The sequence below is a fragment of the Streptomyces sp. Tue6028 genome (assembly GCF_002300165.1).
Taxonomy (GTDB): Bacteria; Actinomycetota; Actinomycetes; order Streptomycetales; family Streptomycetaceae; genus Streptomyces; species Streptomyces siamensis.
The window spans coordinates 208,151-227,010 of sequence record NZ_MLCE01000014.1; the positions used below are offsets into that span (position 1 = coordinate 208,151).

An 18,860-nucleotide genomic window follows, 5' to 3' on the forward strand; every position below is an offset into this window, starting at 1 on the left:
CCCATAAGGTTCGGACAAATCGACTCGTCGAATCGATGCGCGCCGCGGCGGAGATCGTTCCCCGGCCCCTCGTCGCGCGCCGCATCGGATCGCACTGACGTCGGATCAGACCGTCCGAGCCCGAGGGATGAGCCGTGACCCAGAATCAGCCGCCCGGCGCCCCCCGGGCCCGCATTCCAGGCCCCTCACAGCCCCCGCTGCCGTACCCCCGCCCGCACGCCGGCCTCTGGAGGCGCTGCCTGGCGGTGGGGCTCGCGCTCTGGGCACTGACGGCGGCCGTCACGTACGCGACACGGGCCACCGCCCTGCTGCCGACCCTGATCCTGCTCGGCAGCTTCCTCGCCCCGGTCGCGTTCGTGCTCTGGGCATACCAGCGACACGGCCGCGACCTGGGCGTCCATCTGATCCTGGGCTGCTTCCTGACCGGCGGGACCCTCGGCGTCGTGGGCGCGTCGATGACGGAGCGCCACCTGCTCCACCCCTCCTGGGGGATGTACATGGGCGCCGGGCTGATCGAGGAGGCGGCGAAGCTCGCCGCGCTGGTGTTCGTGCTGCACCGCCACCCCCGCGTACGCGGGCCACGGGCGGGCCTGGTGCTGGGCGCGAGCGTCGGGTTCGGCTTCGCGGCGCTGGAGAGCGCGGGCTACGCCTTCAACGCCACCGTCTCGCTCCAGGGCATCGATCTGCGCGCACTGCTGGAGACCGAGATCCTGCGCGGGGTGCTCACCCCCTTCGGGCACGGCCTGTGGACGGCCGTCACCGGCGCCGCGCTGCTGGCCTGCCGCCGCCCGAACGGGCGCTTCCGGCCCGCCTCGCCGGTGGTCGCCGCCTGGGCCGGGGTGGCCCTGCTGCACGCGCTGTGGGACTCGACGCACGGCATCGCCCTGTGGCTGGTGGCCCGGCTGACCGCCAGGGGACTCGACCGGACACTGTTCACCCAGGGACACCTGCCGTGGCCCACCGACGAACAGAGACACCTCTTCACACTCTTCTCGGTCGGCGGCCTGGTCCTCGTCGCGCTCGCCGGGATCGCCTGGGTGCGCTCCCTGGCGCGCCGCGCACCTGCTTGGAGAAATACCCCCTAGGGGTATAGTGTGGTGAGTATCGAGGGAACCTGGCCCAACAGGACCCCCTCCGCACACGCACACCACACAGGTCCAGACGAGGAGAACGACATGACCGCCCAGACCGAAACCCCGGGTTCCGTCACCGCCGTCTACAAGGTGAGCGGAATGAGCTGCGGACACTGTGAAGGCTCGGTCGGCGGCGAGATCTCCGGGATCGCCGGCGTCGCCTCGGTGAAGGCCGTCGCCTCGACCGGCGAGGTCACCGTCGTCTCCGCGGCCCCGCTCGCCGAGGCCGACGTCCGCGCCGCGGTGGACGAGGCCGGCTTCGAGCTCGTCGGCCCGGCCTGACCCGCGCCGGGACCCTGCACGCGACTCTGAAACGCAACTCTCCCCACCGGGCCGTACCGACCAGCTGATACTGGCTCCGTGCGGCCCGGTCCGCTCCCTGGAGTACGGACGTGACGAGCACCACCGCTGCGACACCGATAGCCACGACCTCGGAAGTCGAACTCACCATCGGCGGCATGACCTGCGCCTCCTGCGCGGCCCGCGTCGAGAAGAAGCTCAACCGCATGGACGGCGTGAGCGCCACCGTCAATTACGCGACGGAGAAGGCGAAGGTCTCATACCCCGAGGGGGTACACGTCGCGGACCTGATCGCCACCGTGGTGAAGACGGGGTACACGGCGGAGGAACCCCCGCCGCCCCCGCTCCCCGAGGACCTCCCCGGGGACGGCGACCGGGCGCGGACGGCGGATTCCGGCGACGACCCCGAGCTGGCCGCCCTGCGCGGACGCCTGCTCGTCTCCGCCCTGCTCGCCCTGCCCGTCGTCCTGCTGTCGATGATCCCGGCCCTCCAGTTCGACAACTGGCAGTGGCTCTCGCTGACGCTGGCCGCGCCCGTCGTGGTCTGGGGCGGGCTGCCCTTCCACCGGGCCGCGGCGACGAACGCCCGGCACGGGGCCGCCACCATGGACACGCTGGTCTCGGTCGGCACCCTCGCCGCGTTCGGCTGGTCCCTGTGGGCCCTGTTCCTCGGCGACGCCGGGATGCCGGGGATGCGGCACGGCTTCGAGCTCACCGTCTCCCGCACGGACGGCGCGTCGACGCTCTACCTGGAGGTCGCCGCCGGCGTCATCGCCTTCATCCTGCTCGGCCGCTATCTGGAGGCCCGCTCCAAGCGGCGCGCCGGAGCGGCGCTGCGGGCCCTGCTGGAGCTCGGCGCGAAGGACGTGGCCGTACTGCGGGGCGGCCGCGAGGTCCGCGTCCCGGTCGGGCAGCTCCAGGTCGGCGACCGCTTCGTCGTACGGCCCGGCGAGAAGATCGCCACCGACGGCACGGTCGTGGAGGGCTCCTCGGCCGTCGACGCGTCCATGCTGACGGGCGAGTCGGTGCCGGTGGACGCCACCGTCGGCGACGAGGTGACCGGCGCGACGGTCAACGCGGGCGGCCGGCTCGTCGTCGAGGCCACCCGGGTCGGCGCGGACACCCAGCTCGCACGGATGGCACGGCTCGTCGAGGACGCGCAGAACGGCAAGGCCGAGGTGCAGCGCCTCGCCGACCGGATCTCCGGCGTCTTCGTGCCCGTCGTGCTGCTGATCGCGGTCGGCACCTTCGGGGCCTGGCTCGGCGTCACCGGCGACATGGTCGCCGCGTTCACCGCGGCCGTCGCGGTCCTGATCATCGCCTGCCCGTGCGCACTGGGCCTGGCCACGCCGACCGCCCTGATGGTCGGCACGGGGCGCGGCGCCCAGCTCGGCATCCTCATCAAGGGACCCGAGGTCCTGGAGTCCACCCGGCGCGTCGACACGGTCGTCCTGGACAAGACCGGCACGGTGACGACGGGAAGGATGCGGCTCCAGGAGGTCCACGTCGTCGCGGGAGACACCGAGCAGGACGTCCTGCGGCTCGCCGGAGCCCTGGAACACGCCTCCGAGCACCCGATCGCCCAGGCGATCGCGGCAGGCGCCCAGGACCGCACCGGAGCGCTTCCCCCGGTCGAGCACTTCGAGAACGTGCCCGGGCGCGGAGTGCGCGGACACGTGGAGGGCCACGAGGTCACGGTGGGCCGGCTCCTGCCCGACGCGCCCGCCGTCGACGGGCACCCACTCCCGGACGAACTGGCCCGTGCGAAGGACGCGGCCGAGGCGGAGGGCCGCACCGCCGTGGTGGTCACCCGGGACGGCGTGGCGGTCGGCGTCCTGACCGTCGCCGACGCGATCAAGGAGACGAGCGCCGAGGCCGTGCGCGAACTGCGCGCCCTGGGGCTCAGGCCGGTACTGCTCACAGGTGACAACCGAGCGGTCGCGCAGGCCGTGGCACGCGCCGTCGGCATCGGCTCCGAGGACGTGATCGCCGAGGTCCTGCCGCAGGACAAGGTCGCCGTGGTGGAGCGCCTGCGCCGCGAGGGCCGGACCGTCGCGATGGTCGGCGACGGGGTCAACGACGCGGCGGCGCTCGCCACCGCCGATCTCGGGCTCGCGATGGGCACGGGCACGGACGCCGCGATCGAGGCGAGCGATCTGACGCTCGTGCGCGGAGACCTGAGGGTGGCCGCGGACGCGATCCGGCTGGCACGGCGGACCCTGTCGACGATCAAGGGGAATCTGTTCTGGGCCTTCGGGTACAACGTGGCGGCGCTGCCGCTGGCCGCCGCCGGACTGCTGAACCCGATGATCGCGGGGGCGGCGATGGCCTTCTCCTCGGTGTTCGTGGTGACGAACAGTCTTCGGCTCAGGACATTCTCATGACGACGGAGTAAGAGTCCCCCTAGAGTCCAACCGCAGCCTCACATAAGCTCTTCACAAGGCTCGCGCATCTTCCTTACGCTTGGGCCCCCATTGACGTACCGGGGCTCTTGCGCATCTTCGGGACATATGCAAGAGACGCAGATCACAGTGATGTGAACGTAACCACCGAAGGGGTTCGTGAGTCTAAGTTGGCGATGTCAGAAGCGTCTTGGGGGGCGTGACTGACATCTGGGGATGTCTTGGGGGACATTCCCGGAAATTGCGGTGCCGGGGCGCGTACACCGGGCAGCTTTGAGCGGCCCTCCCGTCGTACGGGTCCCGGCAGATCGCACCGCAGTACAGGCCGCACCGCAGTACCGATGGTTTTGCTCGTTTTGCTCGCAGCGATTCAGGCGCTGTTCCACAGACGCCCGGCCGGATCCCGTGGGGGGAATCCGCACCGGGACAAGGAAAGCGCCCTGACTGCCGGCCCGTGGGGGGACCGGCAGCAGGGCGCTTTCCGTCTGTCCGGGGTCGGTCCGCCCGCAGAGCGCTTCCGGTTCGGGCGGAAACGGCTCAAGGGCGCCCCGGCAGGTGTGGAACACCTCCGGTGCGCCCTTCGGCTCGGGCTCCGGGACCGCCACGGCGACCGGGAGGCGGACCCCCGGCCGTCACGCGTCGCTCGTCAGCGGGTCAGCGGGCCTCGACCGGGACGAAGTCGCGCTCGACGACGCCCGTGTAGATCTGGCGCGGGCGGCCGATGCGGGAACCCGGCTCCTTGATCATCTCGTGCCACTGGGCGATCCAGCCCGGGAGGCGGCCGAGGGCGAACAGGACCGTGAACATCTCGGTCGGGAAGCCCATGGCGCGGTAGATCAGGCCGGTGTAGAAGTCGACGTTCGGGTAGAGGCTGCGCGAGACGAAGTAGTCGTCGGAAAGCGCGTGCTCCTCCAGCTTGAGCGCGATGTCCAGCAGCTCGTCGGACTTGCCGAGCGCGGAGAGGACGTCGTGCGCGGCCGCCTTGATGATCTTCGCCCGGGGGTCGAAGTTCTTGTAGACGCGGTGGCCGAAGCCCATCAGGCGGACGCCGTCCTCCTTGTTCTTCACCTTGCGGATGAAGGAGTCGACGTCGCCGCCGGAGGCCTGGATGCCCTCCAGCATCTCCAGGACGGACTGGTTGGCGCCGCCGTGCAGCGGGCCCCACAGGGCGGAGATGCCGGCGGAGATCGAGGCGAACATGTTCGCCTGCGAGGAGCCCACCAGGCGCACGGTGGAGGTCGAACAGTTCTGCTCGTGGTCCGCGTGCAGGATCAGCAGCTTGTCGAGCGCGGAGACGACGACCGGGTCGAGGTCGTACTCCTGCGCCGGGACCGAGAAGGTCATGCGCAGGAAGTTCTCGACGTACCCGAGGTCGTTGCGCGGGTAGACGAAGGGGTGGCCGATCGACTTCTTGTACGCGTACGCCGCGATCGTCGGAAGCTTGGCGAGCAGGCGGATCGTGGAGAGGTTGCGCTGCTTCTCGTCGAACGGGTTGTGGCTGTCCTGGTAGAAGGTGGACAGCGCCGAGACGACCGAGGACAGCATGGCCATCGGGTGGGCGTCGCGGGGGAAGCCCTTGTAGAAGTTCTTGACGTCCTCGTGCAGCAGGGTGTGCTGCGTGATCTCGTTCTTGAAGGTGGAGAGCTCGTCGATGTTCGGCAGCTCGCCGTTGATCAGCAGGTACGCCACCTCCAGGAAGGTGGAGCGCTCGGCCAGCTGCTCGATCGGGTAGCCGCGGTACCGGAGGATGCCCTGCTCACCGTCGAGGTAGGTGATCGCGGATTTATAGGCGGCGGTGTTCCCGTATCCGCTGTCCAGCGTCACCAGCCCGGTCTGGGCGCGGAGCTTTCCGATGTCGAAGCCCTTGTCGCCGACGGTGCTGTCGATCACCGGGTAGGTGTACTCGCCATCGCCGTACCGCAGTACTACAGAGTTGTCGCTCACGTCATCCCTCACCGACGTTGTGCCTCTTCTTCGAGGTGCCCTGACTGTCTCTACCATCCCCCATTTGGCCCTGGAGAGTGCACTCGGGGTCGACCATTGGGCCTATTGGCGGCACTCAGTGCCGCCAACCTGCACATCCTGCCTCCCCTCGCGCCGGTTCCGGAAGTGCTCTGTGACCTTTACGACTCGTTTGATCGATCATTTTTCGGGACGGGGGCCGTCCGGGTGTCGGCAGGGGCCTCTCCATGGTCGCGCGCGGAGCGTTCGTCCGTCGGGCCGAGGTCCGTTCCCGGAACGCGCCCAGTTCCTTTCGCCGGGTGCGCGAAAGCCCGGTCACGGGCTGCGCGAAGGCCCGGTCACCGGCCGCCCGAAGGCCTGGTCACGGGTGCGCCGACGGTCTCAGTACTGGGCGAGCCGGTGGTCGAGGGCCGTGCACCGGCGCCCCGCGGACACCGTGCGCACCGCCTGCCCTATGGCCTTGCGTGAGCCGACGAGGACGACCAGTCTCTTGGCGCGCGTGACGGCGGTGTAGAGCAGATTGCGCTGGAGCATCATCCACGCGCTCGTGGTGACCGGGATCACCACCGCCGGGTACTCGCTGCCCTGGGAGCGGTGGATGGTCACGGCGTACGCGTGGGCCAGCTCGTCGAGTTCGTCGAATTCGTAGGGCACCTCCTCGTCCTCGTCGGTCAGGACCGTGAGCCGCTGATCGACCGGGTCGAGCGAGGTGACGACGCCCACGGTGCCGTTGAAGACGCCGTTCTCGCCCTTCTCGTAGTTGTTGCGGATCTGGGTGACCTTGTCGCCGACGCGGAAGACGCGTCCGCCGAAGCGCTTCTCGGCGAGGTCGGGGCGGCCGGGGGTGATCGCCTGCTGGAGCAGGCCGTTGAGGTGGCCCGCGCCCGCGGGGCCCCGGTGCATGGGCGCCAGCACCTGCACGTCCCGGCGCGGGTCCAGGCCGAACTTGGCCGGAAGCCGCCGTGCGGCCACGTCCACCGTGAGCCGGCCGACCTCCTCGGTGTCGTCCTCGACGAAGAGGAAGAAGTCCTTCATGCCGTCGGTGACCGGGTGCAGGCCGGAGTTGATCCGGTGGGCGTTGGTCACCACCCCGGACTGCTGGGCCTGGCGGAAGACGCGGGTGAGACGGACCGCGGGGACGGGGCTGCCGTCGGCGAGCAGGTCGCGCAGCACCTCGCCCGCGCCGACGCTGGGCAACTGGTCGACGTCGCCCACGAACAGCAGATGGGCGCCCGGCGGAACGGCCTTGACCAGCTTGTTGGCCAGCAGCAGGTCGAGCATGGAGGCCTCGTCCACGACGACCAGGTCGGCGTCCAGCGGACGGTCCTTGTCGTAGGCCGCGTCGCCGCCCGGTTTGAGCTCCAGGAGGCGGTGCACGGTGGAGGCCTCGGCGCCGGTGAGCTCCGCGAGGCGCTTGGCGGCACGGCCCGTGGGCGCGGCCAGGAGGACCTTCGCCCGCTTGGCGCGGGCCAGTTCCACGATCGAGCGGACCGTGAACGACTTCCCGCAGCCGGGGCCGCCGGTCAGCACGGCGACCTTCTCGGTGAGCGCCAGCCGGACGGCGGCCTCCTGCTCGGGGGCCAACTCCGCGCCCGTACGCCCCTTCAGCCAGGCCAGTGCCCGGTCCCAGGCCACGTCGCCGAAGGCCGGCATCCGGTCCTGGCCGGCCCGCAGGAGGCGCAACAACTGGGCGGAGAGGGAGAGTTCGGCACGGTGGAAGGGCACCAGATAGACCGCCGTCACCGATTCGCCGCCGTCGGGGCCGGGCACCTTCTCCCGGACGACACCGGGGTCCTCGCCGTCCTCGGCCGGTGCCGCCAGCTCGGCCAGGCACTCGATGACCAGGCCGGTGTCCACCTGAAGGAGCTTCACCGCGTCGGCGATCAGCCGTTCCTCGGGCAGATAGCAGTGGCCCTGGTCGGTGGACTGCGACAGCGCGTACTGGAGGCCGGCCTTGACGCGCTCCGGACTGTCGTGCGGGATGCCGACGGACTGGGCGATCTTGTCGGCGGTGAGGAAGCCGATGCCCCAGACGTCGGCCGCCAGGCGGTACGGCTGGTTCTTGACGACGGAGATCGACGCGTCGCCGTACTTCTTGTAGATCCGGACCGCGACCGAGGTGGACACCTCGACGCTCTGGAGGAAGAGCATGACCTCCTTGATCGCCTTCTGCTCCTCCCAGGCGTCGGCGATCTTCCTGGTCCGCTTGGGGCCCAGGCCCGGGACCTCGATGAGCCGCTTCGGCTCCTCCTCGATGATCTGGAGGGTGTCCAGGCCGAAGTGCTGGGTGATGCGGTCGGCGAAGATTGGCCCGATGCCCTTGACCAGGCCCGATCCCAGATAGCGGCGGATGCCCTGGACGGTGGCGGGCAGGACCGTCGTGTAGTTCTCCACGGTGAACTGCTTGCCGTACTGCGGGTGGGAGCCCCAACGGCCCTCCATGCGCAGCGACTCGCCGACCTGGGCGCCGAGGAGCGAGCCGACGACCGTGAGCAGGTCGCCGGCGCCCCGGCCGGTGTCGACCCGGGCGACCGTGTAGCCGTTCTCCTCGTTGGCGTACGTGATGCGTTCCAGTACGCCTTCGAGCACGGCGAGCCGCCGCTCGGCCGATGGGGTCCCCGCCTGCTGAGCCATGGTCCGACCGTACCGGTGCGGTGTGACAGCGGTGGGGCGTGCCCGGGGACGACGGCCGGGGACGACGGCCCGGGACCGGGGAACGGTGGGCTCAGTGGTGCGGGGAGCGCATCACGTCCCGGCCCGTGAAGTACCTGGCCGGCGGTGTGCAGGGCCGGTGTTCCGTGCATCACGATCCGGTCTCAGGGGGTTGTATCCACGCGTGTAATCGTTTCCAATCCCTCGTGTAATCGATTCCACGAGGAGGTGGAGCGGCGATGGCGAGCATCAAGGACGTGGCCGCCGAGGCCGGCGTATCCGTCGCCACGGTCTCGCGCGTCCTGAACGACCATCCGTCGGTCAGCGCGGAGGCACGCACCCGCGTGATGGCCGCCGTACAGAACCTGGGCTACCGCCCGAACGCCGTCGCCCGCTCACTGCGCACCGACCAGACGCGCACCCTCGGCCTGGTCATCAGCGACGTGCTCAACCCGTACTTCACCGAACTGGCCCGGTCCGTCGAGGAGGAGGCCCGCGCCCTCGGCTACAGCGTCATCATCGGCAACGCCGACGAGCGGCCCGACCTCCAGGACCACCACGTACGGACCCTGCTGGACCGGCGCATCGACGGACTCCTGGTCTCCCCCACCGACGGCGGCTCCCCCGGCATGCTGGACGCCGCGCGCACGGGGACGCCGATGGTCTTCGTGGACCGCTGGATCGCCGGCGTCGAGGTGCCCGTCGTACGGGCGGACGGCCGCTCGGCCGTCCGGGACCTCGTGGCGCATCTGCACGCCCTGGGACACCGCAGGCTCGCGATCATCGCGGGCCCCGCGGCCACCACCACCGGCAGCGAGCGCGTCCACGCCTTCCGGGAGGCCCTCGCCGAGCACGGACTCCCGCTGCCGGACGCCTACATAGGGCAGGGCGACTTCCAGGCCGAGAGCGGACGGCGGGTCACCGAGGGCTTCCTCGACCTGCCCGAGCCGCCCGAGGTGGTCTTCGCCGCCGACAACCTGATGGCGCTCGGCGCGCTGGACGCCGTCCGCGCGCGCGGGATGCGGGTCCCCGAGGACATCGCGCTCGCCGCGTTCGACGACATCCCGTGGTTCGTGCACACCGATCCGCCGATCACGGCGATCGCACAGCCGACGGGAGACCTGGGGCGGGCCGCCGTACGCGCCCTGGTCGACCGCATCGAGGGGCGGCCCCCACAGTCCGTCACCCTCCCCGCCCGGCTCGTCGTACGCCGCTCGTGCGGCGAGTTCCCCGCAACGAACAGGAGCGAGTCGTGAGCAACCAGGACGAGTTGCTGCGCATCGAAGGGATCCGCAAGACGTTCCCGGGCGTGGTCGCGCTCGACAGCGTGGACTTCGACCTGCGCCGCGGCGAGGTGCACGTGCTGCTCGGCGAGAACGGCGCCGGCAAGAGCACGCTCATCAAGATGCTCTCCGGCGCCTACCACCCCGACGCCGGGCGGGTCCTCGTCGACGGCGAGGAGGTCCGCATCCATGGGGCGCAGGACTCCGAGCGCCTCGGGATCGCCACCATCTACCAGGAGTTCAACCTGGTCCCCGATCTCACGGTCGCCGAGAACATCTTCCTGGGCCGGCAGCCGCGCCGCTTCGGGATGATCGACCGCAAGGCGATGGAGGCGGACGCCGCGGAGCTGCTCCGGCGCGTCGGCGTGAACGTGTCCCCCCGCGCACGGGTGCGCGAACTGGGCATAGCCCGCCTCCAGATGGTCGAGATCGCGAAGGCGCTGAGCCTGCGGGCCCGCGTCCTGATCATGGACGAGCCGACCGCCGTGCTCACCTCCGAGGAGGTCGAGAAGCTCTTCGCGATCGTGCGTGCCCTGCGCGAGGACGGCGTCGGCGTCGTCTTCATCACCCACCACCTGGAGGAGATCGCCGCCCTGGGAGACAGGGTCACGGTGATCCGTGACGGGAAGAGCGTGGGCCAGGTGCCCGCGTCCACGCCCGAGGACGAACTCGTACGCCTGATGGTGGGCCGTTCCATCGAGCAGCAGTACCCGCGGGTGCGCCCCGTGTCCGGGGACGGCACCGGCGACGGGGCGGCGGCCGACTCGGCGCTGCTCACCGTCGAGGGGCTCACCCGGGACGGTGTCTTCCACGACGTGAGCTTCGAGGTGCGGGCCGGCGAGGTCGTCGGTATCGCGGGCCTCGTGGGCGCGGGCCGCACCGAGGTCGCGCGCGCCGTCTTCGGCGCCGACCCGTACGACAAGGGCGCCGTGAAGGTCGCCGGGGCCGCGCTGCGCCGGCACGACGTGAACGCCGCGATGGAGGCCGGCATCGGGCTCGTCCCCGAGGACCGCAAGGGCCAGGGCCTCGTCCTCGACGCCTCCGTCGAGGAGAACCTCGGCCTGGTCACCCTGCGCTCCGCCACGCACGGCGGGCTCGTCGACCTCAAGGGCCAGCGGACCGCTGCCGCCCGGATCGCCGGACAGCTCGGTGTCCGGATGGCGGGCCTCGGCCAGCATGTGCGCACCCTCTCCGGCGGCAACCAGCAGAAGGTCGTCATCGGGAAGTGGCTGCTCGCCGAGACCAGGGTGCTGATCCTCGACGAGCCGACCCGCGGCATCGACGTCGGAGCCAAGGTCGAGATCTACCAGCTCGTCAACGAACTGACCGCCGCCGGTGCCGCCGTCCTGATGATCTCCAGCGACCTTCCCGAGGTCCTCGGGATGAGCGACCGCGTCCTCGTGATGGCACAGGGCCGGATCGCGGGCGAACTGTCCGCCGACGAGGCCACGCAGGACTCCGTGATGGCGCTCGCCGTCAGCACACCGACCACCGACTCCGACTCCGAAACCGCTGTGGAGGGCTCCCGTGGCCACTGACACGCAAACGAGCACATCGCGCGCCAGTGGCGCCTCGGCGGTCCGCCGCCTCCTGCTCGACAACGGAGCGCTCACCGCGCTCATCGTCCTCGTCATCGTGATGTCGGCGCTGTCCGGCGACTTCCTGACGACGGACAACCTGCTCAACATCGGCGTCCAGGCGGCCGTGACGGCCATCCTCGCCTTCGGCGTCACCTTCGTCATCGTCTCGGCGGGCATCGACCTGTCGGTCGGTTCGGTCGCGGCACTCTCCGCCACCGTCCTCGCCTGGACGGCGACCTCACAGGGCGTGCCGGTCTGGATCGCGGTGATCCTCGCGATCGCCACGGGCATCGCCTGCGGCCTGGTCAACGGCGTGCTGATCTCGTACGGGAAGCTGCCGCCGTTCATCGCGACGCTCGCCATGCTCTCGGTGGGCCGCGGACTCTCCCTGGTGATCTCGCAGGGCAGCCCGATCCCGTTCCCCGACTCGATCTCGCACCTCGGTGACACCCTGGGCGGCTGGCTGCCCGTCCCGGTCCTGGTGATGGTCGTGATGGGCCTGATCACCGCGGTGATCCTGGGCCGTACCTACATCGGCCGCTCCATGTACGCGATCGGCGGCAACGAGGAGGCCGCGCGCCTGTCCGGGCTGCGCGTGAAGAAGCAGAAGCTCGCCATCTACGCCCTGTCCGGTCTCTTCGCGGCCGCCGCGGGCATCGTGCTCGCCTCCCGGCTCTCCTCCGCGCAGCCGCAGGCCGCGCAGGGCTACGAGCTCGACGCGATCGCCGCGGTCGTCATCGGCGGCGCCTCGCTGGCCGGCGGCACGGGCAAGGCGTCCGGCACGCTGATCGGCGCGCTGATCCTGGCGGTGCTGCGCAACGGCCTCAACCTCCTGTCCGTGTCGGCCTTCTGGCAGCAGGTCGTCATCGGTGTGGTGATCGCGCTGGCGGTGCTGCTCGACACGGTGCGGCGCAAGGCCGGGGCGACTCCGGTCGCCGCCGGGGCGGGCACCCCGGGCGGCAAGGGCAAGCAGGCGGCGACGTACGTCATCGCCGCGGTGGTCGCGGCGGCCGTCGTCGGCGCCATGTCCTTCCTGCACACCGGTTCGTCCTCGTCGACGACGCAGAAGGTGGGCCTGTCGCTGTCCACCCTGAACAACCCGTTCTTCGTCCAGATCAAGGCGGGTGCGCAGCAGGAGGCGAAGAAGCTCGGCGCGGACCTGACCGTCACGGACGCCCAGAACGACGCCTCGCAGCAGGCCAACCAGCTCCAGAACTTCACCAGTTCCGGCGTCGGTTCGATCATCGTCAACCCGGTGGACTCGGACGCGGCGGGCCCCGCGGTCCGTTCGGCGAACAAGGCCGACATCCCCGTCGTCGGCGTCGACCGGGGCGTGAACAAGGCGGACACCGCGGCGCTGGTCGCCTCCGACAACGTCGCGGGCGGCAAGCTGGGCGCCCAGGCGCTGGCCGAGAAGCTGGGCGGCAAGGGCAAGATCGTGATCCTTCAGGGTCTGGCGGGCACGTCCGCGAGCCGTGAGCGCGGCGCGGGCTTCGCCGAGGGCCTCAAGGCCTACCCCGGTATCCAGGTCGTCGCCCGGCAGCCCGCCGACTTCGACCGCACCAAGGGCCTCGACGTCATGACGAACCTGCTGCAGGCCCACCCCGACATCCAGGGCGTCTTCGCCGAGAACGACGAGATGGCGCTCGGCGCGATCAAGGCGCTCGGCTCCAAGGCGGGCAAGTCGGTGTCGGTCATCGGCTTCGACGGCACCCCCGACGGTCTCAAGGCGGTCCAGGCGGGCACGCTGTACGCGTCCGTCGCCCAGCAGCCCAAGGAGCTCGGCCGGATCGCGGTGGAGAACGCGCTGAAGGCCGCCGAGGGCAAGAAGGTCGAGGAGACGGTGAAGGTGCCGGTGAAGGTGGTCACGAAGGAGAACGTGGCCGGCTTCGGCGGCTGACCCGGCCACGGACGGCGGGTGCAAGGGAGGCCGCACCGGCCTCCCTTGCACCCCGTCCCGGGCACCCGCCCGGATGCGCGGGAACCCCTGGGGACACCGCCCCGGCCCACCTGACGGCGCTCGACGCAATGCCGCACCGCCGCTCCGACCCACCCGAGCAGCACCCGAGCAGGGAGACAGTTCATGTACGACTACGACCTTCTGGTCGTCGGATCGGCCAACGCCGACCTGGTGATCGGGGTCGAGCGGCGGCCCGCGGCCGGTGAGACGGTGCTCGGCTCCGACCTCGTCGTCCACCCGGGCGGCAAGGGCGCCAACCAGGCGGTCGCCGCCGCCCGCCTCGGCGCCCGTACCGCCCTGCTGGCCCGGGTCGGCGACGACGCGCACGGCCGGCTGCTGCTCGACTCGCAGCGGGAGGCCGGCGTCGACACCGTCGGCGTGCTGGTCGGCGGGGCGCCCACCGGCGTCGCGCTGATCACGGTGGACCCGTCCGGGGACAACAGCATCGTGGTCTCGCCCGGCGCCAACGGGCGGCTGACGCCCGAGGACGTGCGCGCGGCGGGAAGCCTGTTCCAGGCCTCCCGGGTGGTGTCGGCACAGCTGGAGGTACCGCTGGAGTCGGTCACGGAGGCAGTACGGCATCTCGCGGACGGCGGTCGTTTCGTGCTGAACCCCTCGCCCCCGCAGGCCCTGCCCGCCGAGGTGCTCGCGGCCTGCGACCCGCTGATCGTGAACGAGCACGAGGCGCGGGTGATCGCCGGCACGGAGCTCGGGGAGCGTCCCGAGGACTGGGCGGAGGCCCTGCTCGCGCTCGGCCCCCGTTCGGTGGTCATCACGCTGGGCGCCCGGGGCGCGCTGGTGGCCGAGCGGGCGGGCGCCCGGGTCCGGGTACCGTCCGTGCCGGTGGCGGCCGTGGACACCACGGGTGCGGGCGACGCGTTCACCGCGGCGCTGGCCTGGCGGCTGGGCCGCGGGGAGTCGCTGGCACAGGCCGCCGGGTACGCCGCCCGGGTCGGCGCCGCCGCCGTCACCCGGCCGGGGGCGCAGGAGTCCTTCCCCACCGCCGAGGAGGTGGCGGCGCTGTGAAGAAGGCCGGAATCCTGAACCGTCATCTCGCGGGCGCGCTCGCCGGACTGGGCCACGGCGACGGTGTCCTGGTGTGCGACGCGGGGATGCCCGTGCCCGCCGGCCCGCTCCTCGTCGACCTCGCGTTCCGGGCCGGAGTGCCGTCCTTCGCCGAGGTCCTGGAAGGTCTGCTGGACGAGCTGGTGATCGAGGGCGCGACGGCCGCGCGCGAGGTCCGCGAGGTCAATCCGGCGGCGACGCGGCTGCTCACGCGGCACTTCCCCGCCCTCGAACTCGTGCCGCACGAGGAGCTCAAGGCGCTGTCGGCGGGCGCGAAGCTGATCGTCCGCACCGGCGAGGCGCGACCCTACGCGAACGTGCTGCTGCACTGCGGGGTCTTCTTCTAGGCCGGTCCTGTGGCGCCCGGCGGTACGGACGGGCTCCGCGGCGGACCGCGGGCGCGCGCCGCACCGGCGCCGACCGCGGGGGCCTGCCGGGGGCGACGGGCGCGCACATTCCTACCGGAAGACGTGCCGGAAGACTTCGAGGGGCCCGGTCCGTCGACCGGGCCCCTCGGCTTTCCCCTCCGTATCAGAACCCCCGCGGATCCCCCCAGATCCCCCCTCCAGAAGTCCTGATGCCAAGTACGACCCGCGAGGTACGGGGAGGGTTGCACGGGCTTTCCAAGATTTTTTCCGGTGGTCTGTTCCGGGCGCCGGGCGCCTCAGACGGCGTGGGCGAGGAACCGCTGCGCGGTCTCGGCCAGCACCTCCCGCCCGTCCCGCGCCCACAGCGCGTCGTTGAAGAGCTCGACCTCGATCGGGCCGTCGTACCCGGCCTTCTCGACGTAGGACCGCCACTCACGCATGTCGATCGCGCCGTCGCCGATCTGGCCGCGGCCGTTGAGGACGCCCTCCGGCAGCGGGGTGGTCCAGTCGGCCAGCTGGAAGGAGTGGATGCGGCCGGAGGCACCCGCGCGGGCGATCTGGGCGGGTGCCGTGTCGTCCCACCAGAGGTGGTACGTGTCGACCGTGACGCCGACCTGCTCGGCGGGGAAGCGCTCCGCGAGGTCGAGGGCCTGGGCGAGGGTCGACACCACACAGCGGTCCGCCGCGTACATGGGGTGCAGCGGTTCGACGGCCAGGCGCACACCACGGGCGGCGGCGTACGGGCCCAGTTCGCCGAGGGCGTCGGCGATGCGCTCCCGCGCGCCGTGCAGGTCCTTGGAGCCGGCCGGCAGACCGCCGGACACCAGCACCAGGGTGTCCGTGCCGAGCGTCGCCGCCTCGTCGACCGCGGCCCGGTTGTCGTCCAGGGCCCGCGCGCGCTCGGCCGGGTCGGTCGCGGTGAGGAAGCCGCCGCGGCACAGTGTCGTCACCGCCAGGCCCGCGTCGCGGACGAGGGCGGCCGTGGCCTCGAGTCCGTGGGCCCGGACGGGCTCGCGCCACAGGCCGACGCCGGGGACGCCCAGTTCCCGGCAGGCGTCGACGAGTTCCGGCAGGGACAGCTGCTTGACCGTCATCTGGTTGATGGAGAAACGGGCGAGGCTCATGGGGTCACTCCGTACAGGGCCAGCAGGGACTTCATCCGTGCCTCGGCCGGCTCCGGGTTCGGGAACAGGCCGAGTCCGTCCGCCAGTTCGTAGGCACGGGCGAAGTGCGGCAGCGAGCGGGCCGACTGGAGTCCGCCCACCATGGTGAAGTGCTCCTGGTGGCCGGCCAGCCAGGCCAGGAACACCACGCCCGTCTTGTAGAAGCGCGTCGGTGCCTGGAACAGGTGGCGGGACAACTCGACCGTGGGGTCGAGGAGTTCGCGGAAGCCCTTGACGTCGCCGGTGTCCAGGACCCGTACCGCCTGCGCGGCGAGCGGGCCCAGTGGGTCGAAGATGCCGAGGAGCGCGTGGCTGAAGCCCCGCTCGTCTCCCGCGATCAGCTCCGGGTAGTTGAAGTCGTCGCCGGTGTAGCAGCGGACGCCGTCCGGGAGGCGGCGGCGCAGGTCGACCTCCCGCTGTGCGTCCAGCAGCGAGACCTTGATGCCGTCGACCTTGTCCGGGTGGGCGGCGATGACCTCCAGGAAGGTGTCGGTCGCGGCGTCGAGGTCGGACGAGCCCCAGTAGCCCTCCAGGGCCGGGTCGAACATCGGGCCCAGCCAGTGCAGGATCACCGGGTCGGCGGACTGCCGGAGCAGATGGCCGTAGACCTCCAGGTAGTCCTCCGGTCCGGCGGCGGTCGCGGCCAGCGCCCGGGACGCCATGAGGATCGCCCGGCCGCCCGCCTCCTCGGCCACGGCGAGCTGTTCCTCGTAGGCCGTGCGGATCTCCGCCAGGGAGGCCGGGCCCGTCAGCTGGTCCGTGCCCACTCCGCAGGCGATCCGGCCGCCGACGGCGCGGGCCTCGGCGGCGCTGCGGCGGACGAGTTCGGCCGCGCCCGCCCAGTCCAGGCCCATCCCGCGCTGCGCGGTGTCCATGGCCTCGGCGACACCGAGGCCGTGCGACCACAGGTGGCGCCGGAAGGCGAGGGTGGCGTCCCAGTCGATCGCGGCGGGCGAGTCGGGCGAGACGTCGGCGTACGGATCGGCGACGACGTGCGCGGCCGAGTAGACCGTGCGGGAGGCGAGCGGCGCCCCGGTGGTGACGGTGAGCGGTTCGGTGCGCGGCCGGTACGTCCTCAGCCGGCCGGCCGCGTCCGGGAGTCGGAGGGTCACAGGGAGATCTCCGGCACGTCGAGGCGGCGGCCCTCGGCCGAGGACTTCAGTCCCAGCTCGGCGAGCTGGACGCCGCGGGCGCCGGCGAGCAGGTCCCAGTGGTAGGGCGTACCGGCGTAGACGTGCTTGAGGAAGAGCTCCCACTGGGCCTTGAAGCCGTTGTCGAACTCCGTGTTGTCGGGGACCTCCTGCCATTGGTCGCGAAAGGAGTAGGTGGCGGGGATGTCCGGGTTCCAGACCGGCTTGGGGGTCGCGGACCGGTGCTGGACGCGGCAGTTGCGCAGCCCCGCGACGGCGGAGCCCTCGGTGCCGTCGACCTGGAACTCGACGAGCTCGTCGCGGTTGACGCGCACGGCCCAGGACGAGTTGATCTGGGCGACGGCGCCGCCCTCCAGCTCGAAGATGCCGTACGCGGCGTCGTCGGCGGTGGCGTCGTACGGCTTGTCCTGCTCGTCCCAGCGCTGCGGGACGTGGGTGGCGGTGAGCGCCTGCACGGAGGTCACCCGCCCGAACAGCTCGTGCAGGACGTACTCCCAGTGCGGGAACATGTCGACGACGATGCCGCCGCCGTCCTCCGCGCGGTAGTTCCAGGAGGGGCGCTGGGCGCTCTGCCAGTCGCCCTCGAAGACCCAGTAGCCGAACTCGCCGCGGACGGACAGGATCCGCCCGAAGAAGCCGCCGTCGACGAGCCGCTTCAGCTTCAGCAGGCCGGGGAGGAAGAGCTTGTCCTGGACGACGCCGTGCTTGACGCCCTTCTCGTGGGCGAGCCGGGCCAGTTCGAGGGCGCCGTCGAGGCCGGTGGCGGTGGGCTTCTCGGTGTAGATGTGCTTGCCGGCGGCGACGGCCTTCCGGATGGCCTCCTCGCGGGCGGAGGTGACCTGCGCGTCGAAGTAGATGTCGGTCGTCGGGTCGGCGAGGACGGAGTCCAGGTCCGTCGACCAGTGCTCGAGGCCGTGCTGCTCGGCGAGGGCCCGCAGGGCGTGCTCGCGGCGGCCCACGAGGACGGGTTCGGGCCACAGCACGGTGCCGTCCCCGAGGTCGAGGCCGCCCTGGTCGCGCAGGGCGAGAATCGAGCGGACGAGGTGCTGGCGGTAGCCCATGCGTCCCGTCACGCCGTTCATGGCGATCCGCACCGTCTTGCGTGTCACGTCATTCCCTTCGTACGCGAGTTCCGCGCCGTCCCGCCCTACTGGTGAGCAGGACAGCAAGCGCTTTCTATCCAGAGAGAAGCTAGCCTCTGCCGGGCCGATCGGACAAGACCACGCGGGCGAGGAGATGTTCGACCCTCCGGACGGCTGGACGTGGAGGCCATGGGCGCGGTCGGATGTACCCGCACGTGACAGCCGTGCGTGACCGGTCCGGGCCACGGACCTGGGACCTTGCGGCTGCCCACGGGCACGGCCGCACGGCGTGCGGCCGGGACCGCCGCACGAGGTACGGCCGCACGGCCGCACGGCGTGCGACGGAATGACGTACGGCGGCACGACGGACGGCCCGACGGCCGCACCGCGTGCGGGCGTACGCCGTTACGGCGGGCGTCGTCGCGGCGTACGGCGTTGCGGTCGCCCGGTGTACGACCGCGCGGCATGCCCCGGGCCCCGGGGCATGCCGCGGGTGTGCGGCCGGACGGCCGACGGCCGCGGCGCGCGGTCTCCGGCCGTCCGGACGGGGGGTCCGTCCGGACGGGGGGTCCGTCCGGCCGGGGGTCCGTCCGGCCGGGGGATACCGCTTCGGCGCAGATCGAGGCGGGAGGGGCGGCGTGGCTGCGGTGCAGGTTGCCGCGGACGGACGGTGTACGGCTGCGGTGCGGGTTGCCGCGGACGGACGGTGTACGGCTGCGGTGCGGGTTGCCGCGGACGGACGGCATGCTGCTTCGGCGC

13 protein-coding genes are annotated in these 18,860 nt (G+C 71.6%); 8 read left to right on the top strand and 5 right to left on the bottom strand.

The window, feature by feature from the left end:
- Nucleotides 1-134 precede the first annotated feature (134 nt).
- From BKI49_RS13325 to BKI49_RS13335, 3 genes are all read left to right on the top strand, one after another.
- Nucleotides 135-1,085, top strand: a complete 951-nt coding sequence (locus tag BKI49_RS13325) for a PrsW family intramembrane metalloprotease (RefSeq protein WP_095934447.1) — start codon at nucleotides 135-137, stop codon at nucleotides 1,083-1,085.
- A 90-nt stretch (nucleotides 1,086-1,175) separates the two neighbouring features.
- Nucleotides 1,176-1,415 carry a heavy-metal-associated domain-containing protein gene (locus tag BKI49_RS13330; RefSeq protein ID WP_095934448.1) on the top strand — a complete coding sequence of 80 codons (240 nt, stop codon included), beginning with the start codon at nucleotides 1,176-1,178 and terminating at the stop codon, nucleotides 1,413-1,415.
- Nucleotides 1,416-1,525: 110 nt separating this feature from the next.
- Nucleotides 1,526-3,817 carry a heavy metal translocating P-type ATPase gene (locus BKI49_RS13335; RefSeq protein WP_179332431.1) on the top strand — a complete coding sequence of 764 codons (2,292 nt, stop codon included), beginning with the start codon at nucleotides 1,526-1,528 and terminating at the stop codon, nucleotides 3,815-3,817.
- A 672-nt stretch (nucleotides 3,818-4,489) separates the two neighbouring features.
- Here the strand turns inward: BKI49_RS13335 and BKI49_RS13340 are convergent.
- The gene (locus BKI49_RS13340) at nucleotides 4,490-5,779 is read right to left on the bottom strand and encodes a citrate synthase (protein WP_028803556.1); all 1,290 of its coding nucleotides are present in this window, start codon (nucleotides 5,777-5,779) and stop codon (nucleotides 4,490-4,492) included.
- A gap of 399 nt (nucleotides 5,780-6,178) precedes the next feature.
- Complete coding sequence (gene recD2, locus BKI49_RS13345) at nucleotides 6,179-8,431, bottom strand: SF1B family DNA helicase RecD2 (protein ID WP_095934449.1); 2,253 nt, start codon at nucleotides 8,429-8,431, stop codon at nucleotides 6,179-6,181.
- Nucleotides 8,432-8,688: 257 nt separating this feature from the next.
- On the opposite strand from recD2, the gene BKI49_RS13350 reads away from it, so the two are divergent.
- The 5 genes from BKI49_RS13350 to rbsD all read left to right on the top strand — a co-directional run bounded on the left by BKI49_RS13350 (nucleotide 8,689) and on the right by rbsD (nucleotide 14,684).
- Nucleotides 8,689-9,705: a LacI family DNA-binding transcriptional regulator gene (locus tag BKI49_RS13350; protein ID WP_095934450.1), complete on the top strand. Its 1,017-nt coding sequence runs from the start codon at nucleotides 8,689-8,691 to the stop codon at nucleotides 9,703-9,705.
- Nucleotides 9,702-11,270 carry a sugar ABC transporter ATP-binding protein gene (locus tag BKI49_RS13355; RefSeq protein ID WP_095934451.1) on the top strand — a complete coding sequence of 523 codons (1,569 nt, stop codon included), beginning with the start codon at nucleotides 9,702-9,704 and terminating at the stop codon, nucleotides 11,268-11,270. Before BKI49_RS13350 ends, BKI49_RS13355 begins: the two co-directional genes overlap by 4 nt.
- The gene (locus tag BKI49_RS13360; protein WP_095934452.1) at nucleotides 11,260-13,212 is read left to right on the top strand and encodes an ABC transporter permease/substrate-binding protein; all 1,953 of its coding nucleotides are present in this window, start codon (nucleotides 11,260-11,262) and stop codon (nucleotides 13,210-13,212) included. Before BKI49_RS13355 ends, BKI49_RS13360 begins: the two co-directional genes overlap by 11 nt.
- A gap of 183 nt (nucleotides 13,213-13,395) precedes the next feature.
- Complete coding sequence (locus tag BKI49_RS13365; RefSeq protein WP_095934453.1) at nucleotides 13,396-14,298, top strand: ribokinase; 903 nt, start codon at nucleotides 13,396-13,398, stop codon at nucleotides 14,296-14,298.
- A complete protein-coding gene (gene rbsD, locus BKI49_RS13370) occupies nucleotides 14,295-14,684 on the top strand; it encodes a D-ribose pyranase (RefSeq protein ID WP_095934454.1) in 390 nt (129 codons plus the stop codon). The genes BKI49_RS13365 and rbsD overlap by 4 nt, the downstream gene beginning before the upstream one ends.
- A 317-nt stretch (nucleotides 14,685-15,001) precedes the next feature.
- Here rbsD and BKI49_RS13375 read toward each other — a convergent pair whose 3' ends face one another.
- The 3 genes from BKI49_RS13375 to BKI49_RS13385 are packed head-to-tail and all read right to left on the bottom strand — an operon-like array spanning nucleotide 15,002 to nucleotide 18,128.
- A complete protein-coding gene (locus tag BKI49_RS13375) occupies nucleotides 15,002-15,829 on the bottom strand; it encodes a sugar phosphate isomerase/epimerase family protein (RefSeq protein ID WP_095934455.1) in 828 nt (275 codons plus the stop codon).
- Nucleotides 15,826-16,980, bottom strand: a complete 1,155-nt coding sequence (locus BKI49_RS13380) for a dihydrodipicolinate synthase family protein (protein WP_095934456.1) — start codon at nucleotides 16,978-16,980, stop codon at nucleotides 15,826-15,828. The genes BKI49_RS13375 and BKI49_RS13380 overlap by 4 nt, the downstream gene beginning before the upstream one ends.
- Complete coding sequence (locus tag BKI49_RS13385; RefSeq protein WP_095934457.1) at nucleotides 16,977-18,128, bottom strand: Gfo/Idh/MocA family protein; 1,152 nt, start codon at nucleotides 18,126-18,128, stop codon at nucleotides 16,977-16,979. The genes BKI49_RS13380 and BKI49_RS13385 overlap by 4 nt, the downstream gene beginning before the upstream one ends.
- Nucleotides 18,129-18,860 lie beyond the last annotated feature (732 nt).

What these genes read in the sequence shown, in the direction of transcription:
- BKI49_RS13330 (WP_095934448.1), top strand. Translation starts at nt 1,176, where the DNA reads ATGACCGCCCAGACCGAAACCCCGGGTTCCGTCACCGCCGTCTACAAG.
- recD2 (WP_095934449.1), bottom strand. Translation starts at nt 8,431, where the DNA reads ATGGCTCAGCAGGCGGGGACCCCATCGGCCGAGCGGCGGCTCGCCGTG.
- BKI49_RS13350 (WP_095934450.1), top strand. Translation starts at nt 8,689, where the DNA reads ATGGCGAGCATCAAGGACGTGGCCGCCGAGGCCGGCGTATCCGTCGCC.
- BKI49_RS13365 (WP_095934453.1), top strand. Translation starts at nt 13,396, where the DNA reads ATGTACGACTACGACCTTCTGGTCGTCGGATCGGCCAACGCCGACCTG.
- BKI49_RS13375 (WP_095934455.1), bottom strand. Translation starts at nt 15,829, where the DNA reads ATGAGCCTCGCCCGTTTCTCCATCAACCAGATGACGGTCAAGCAGCTG.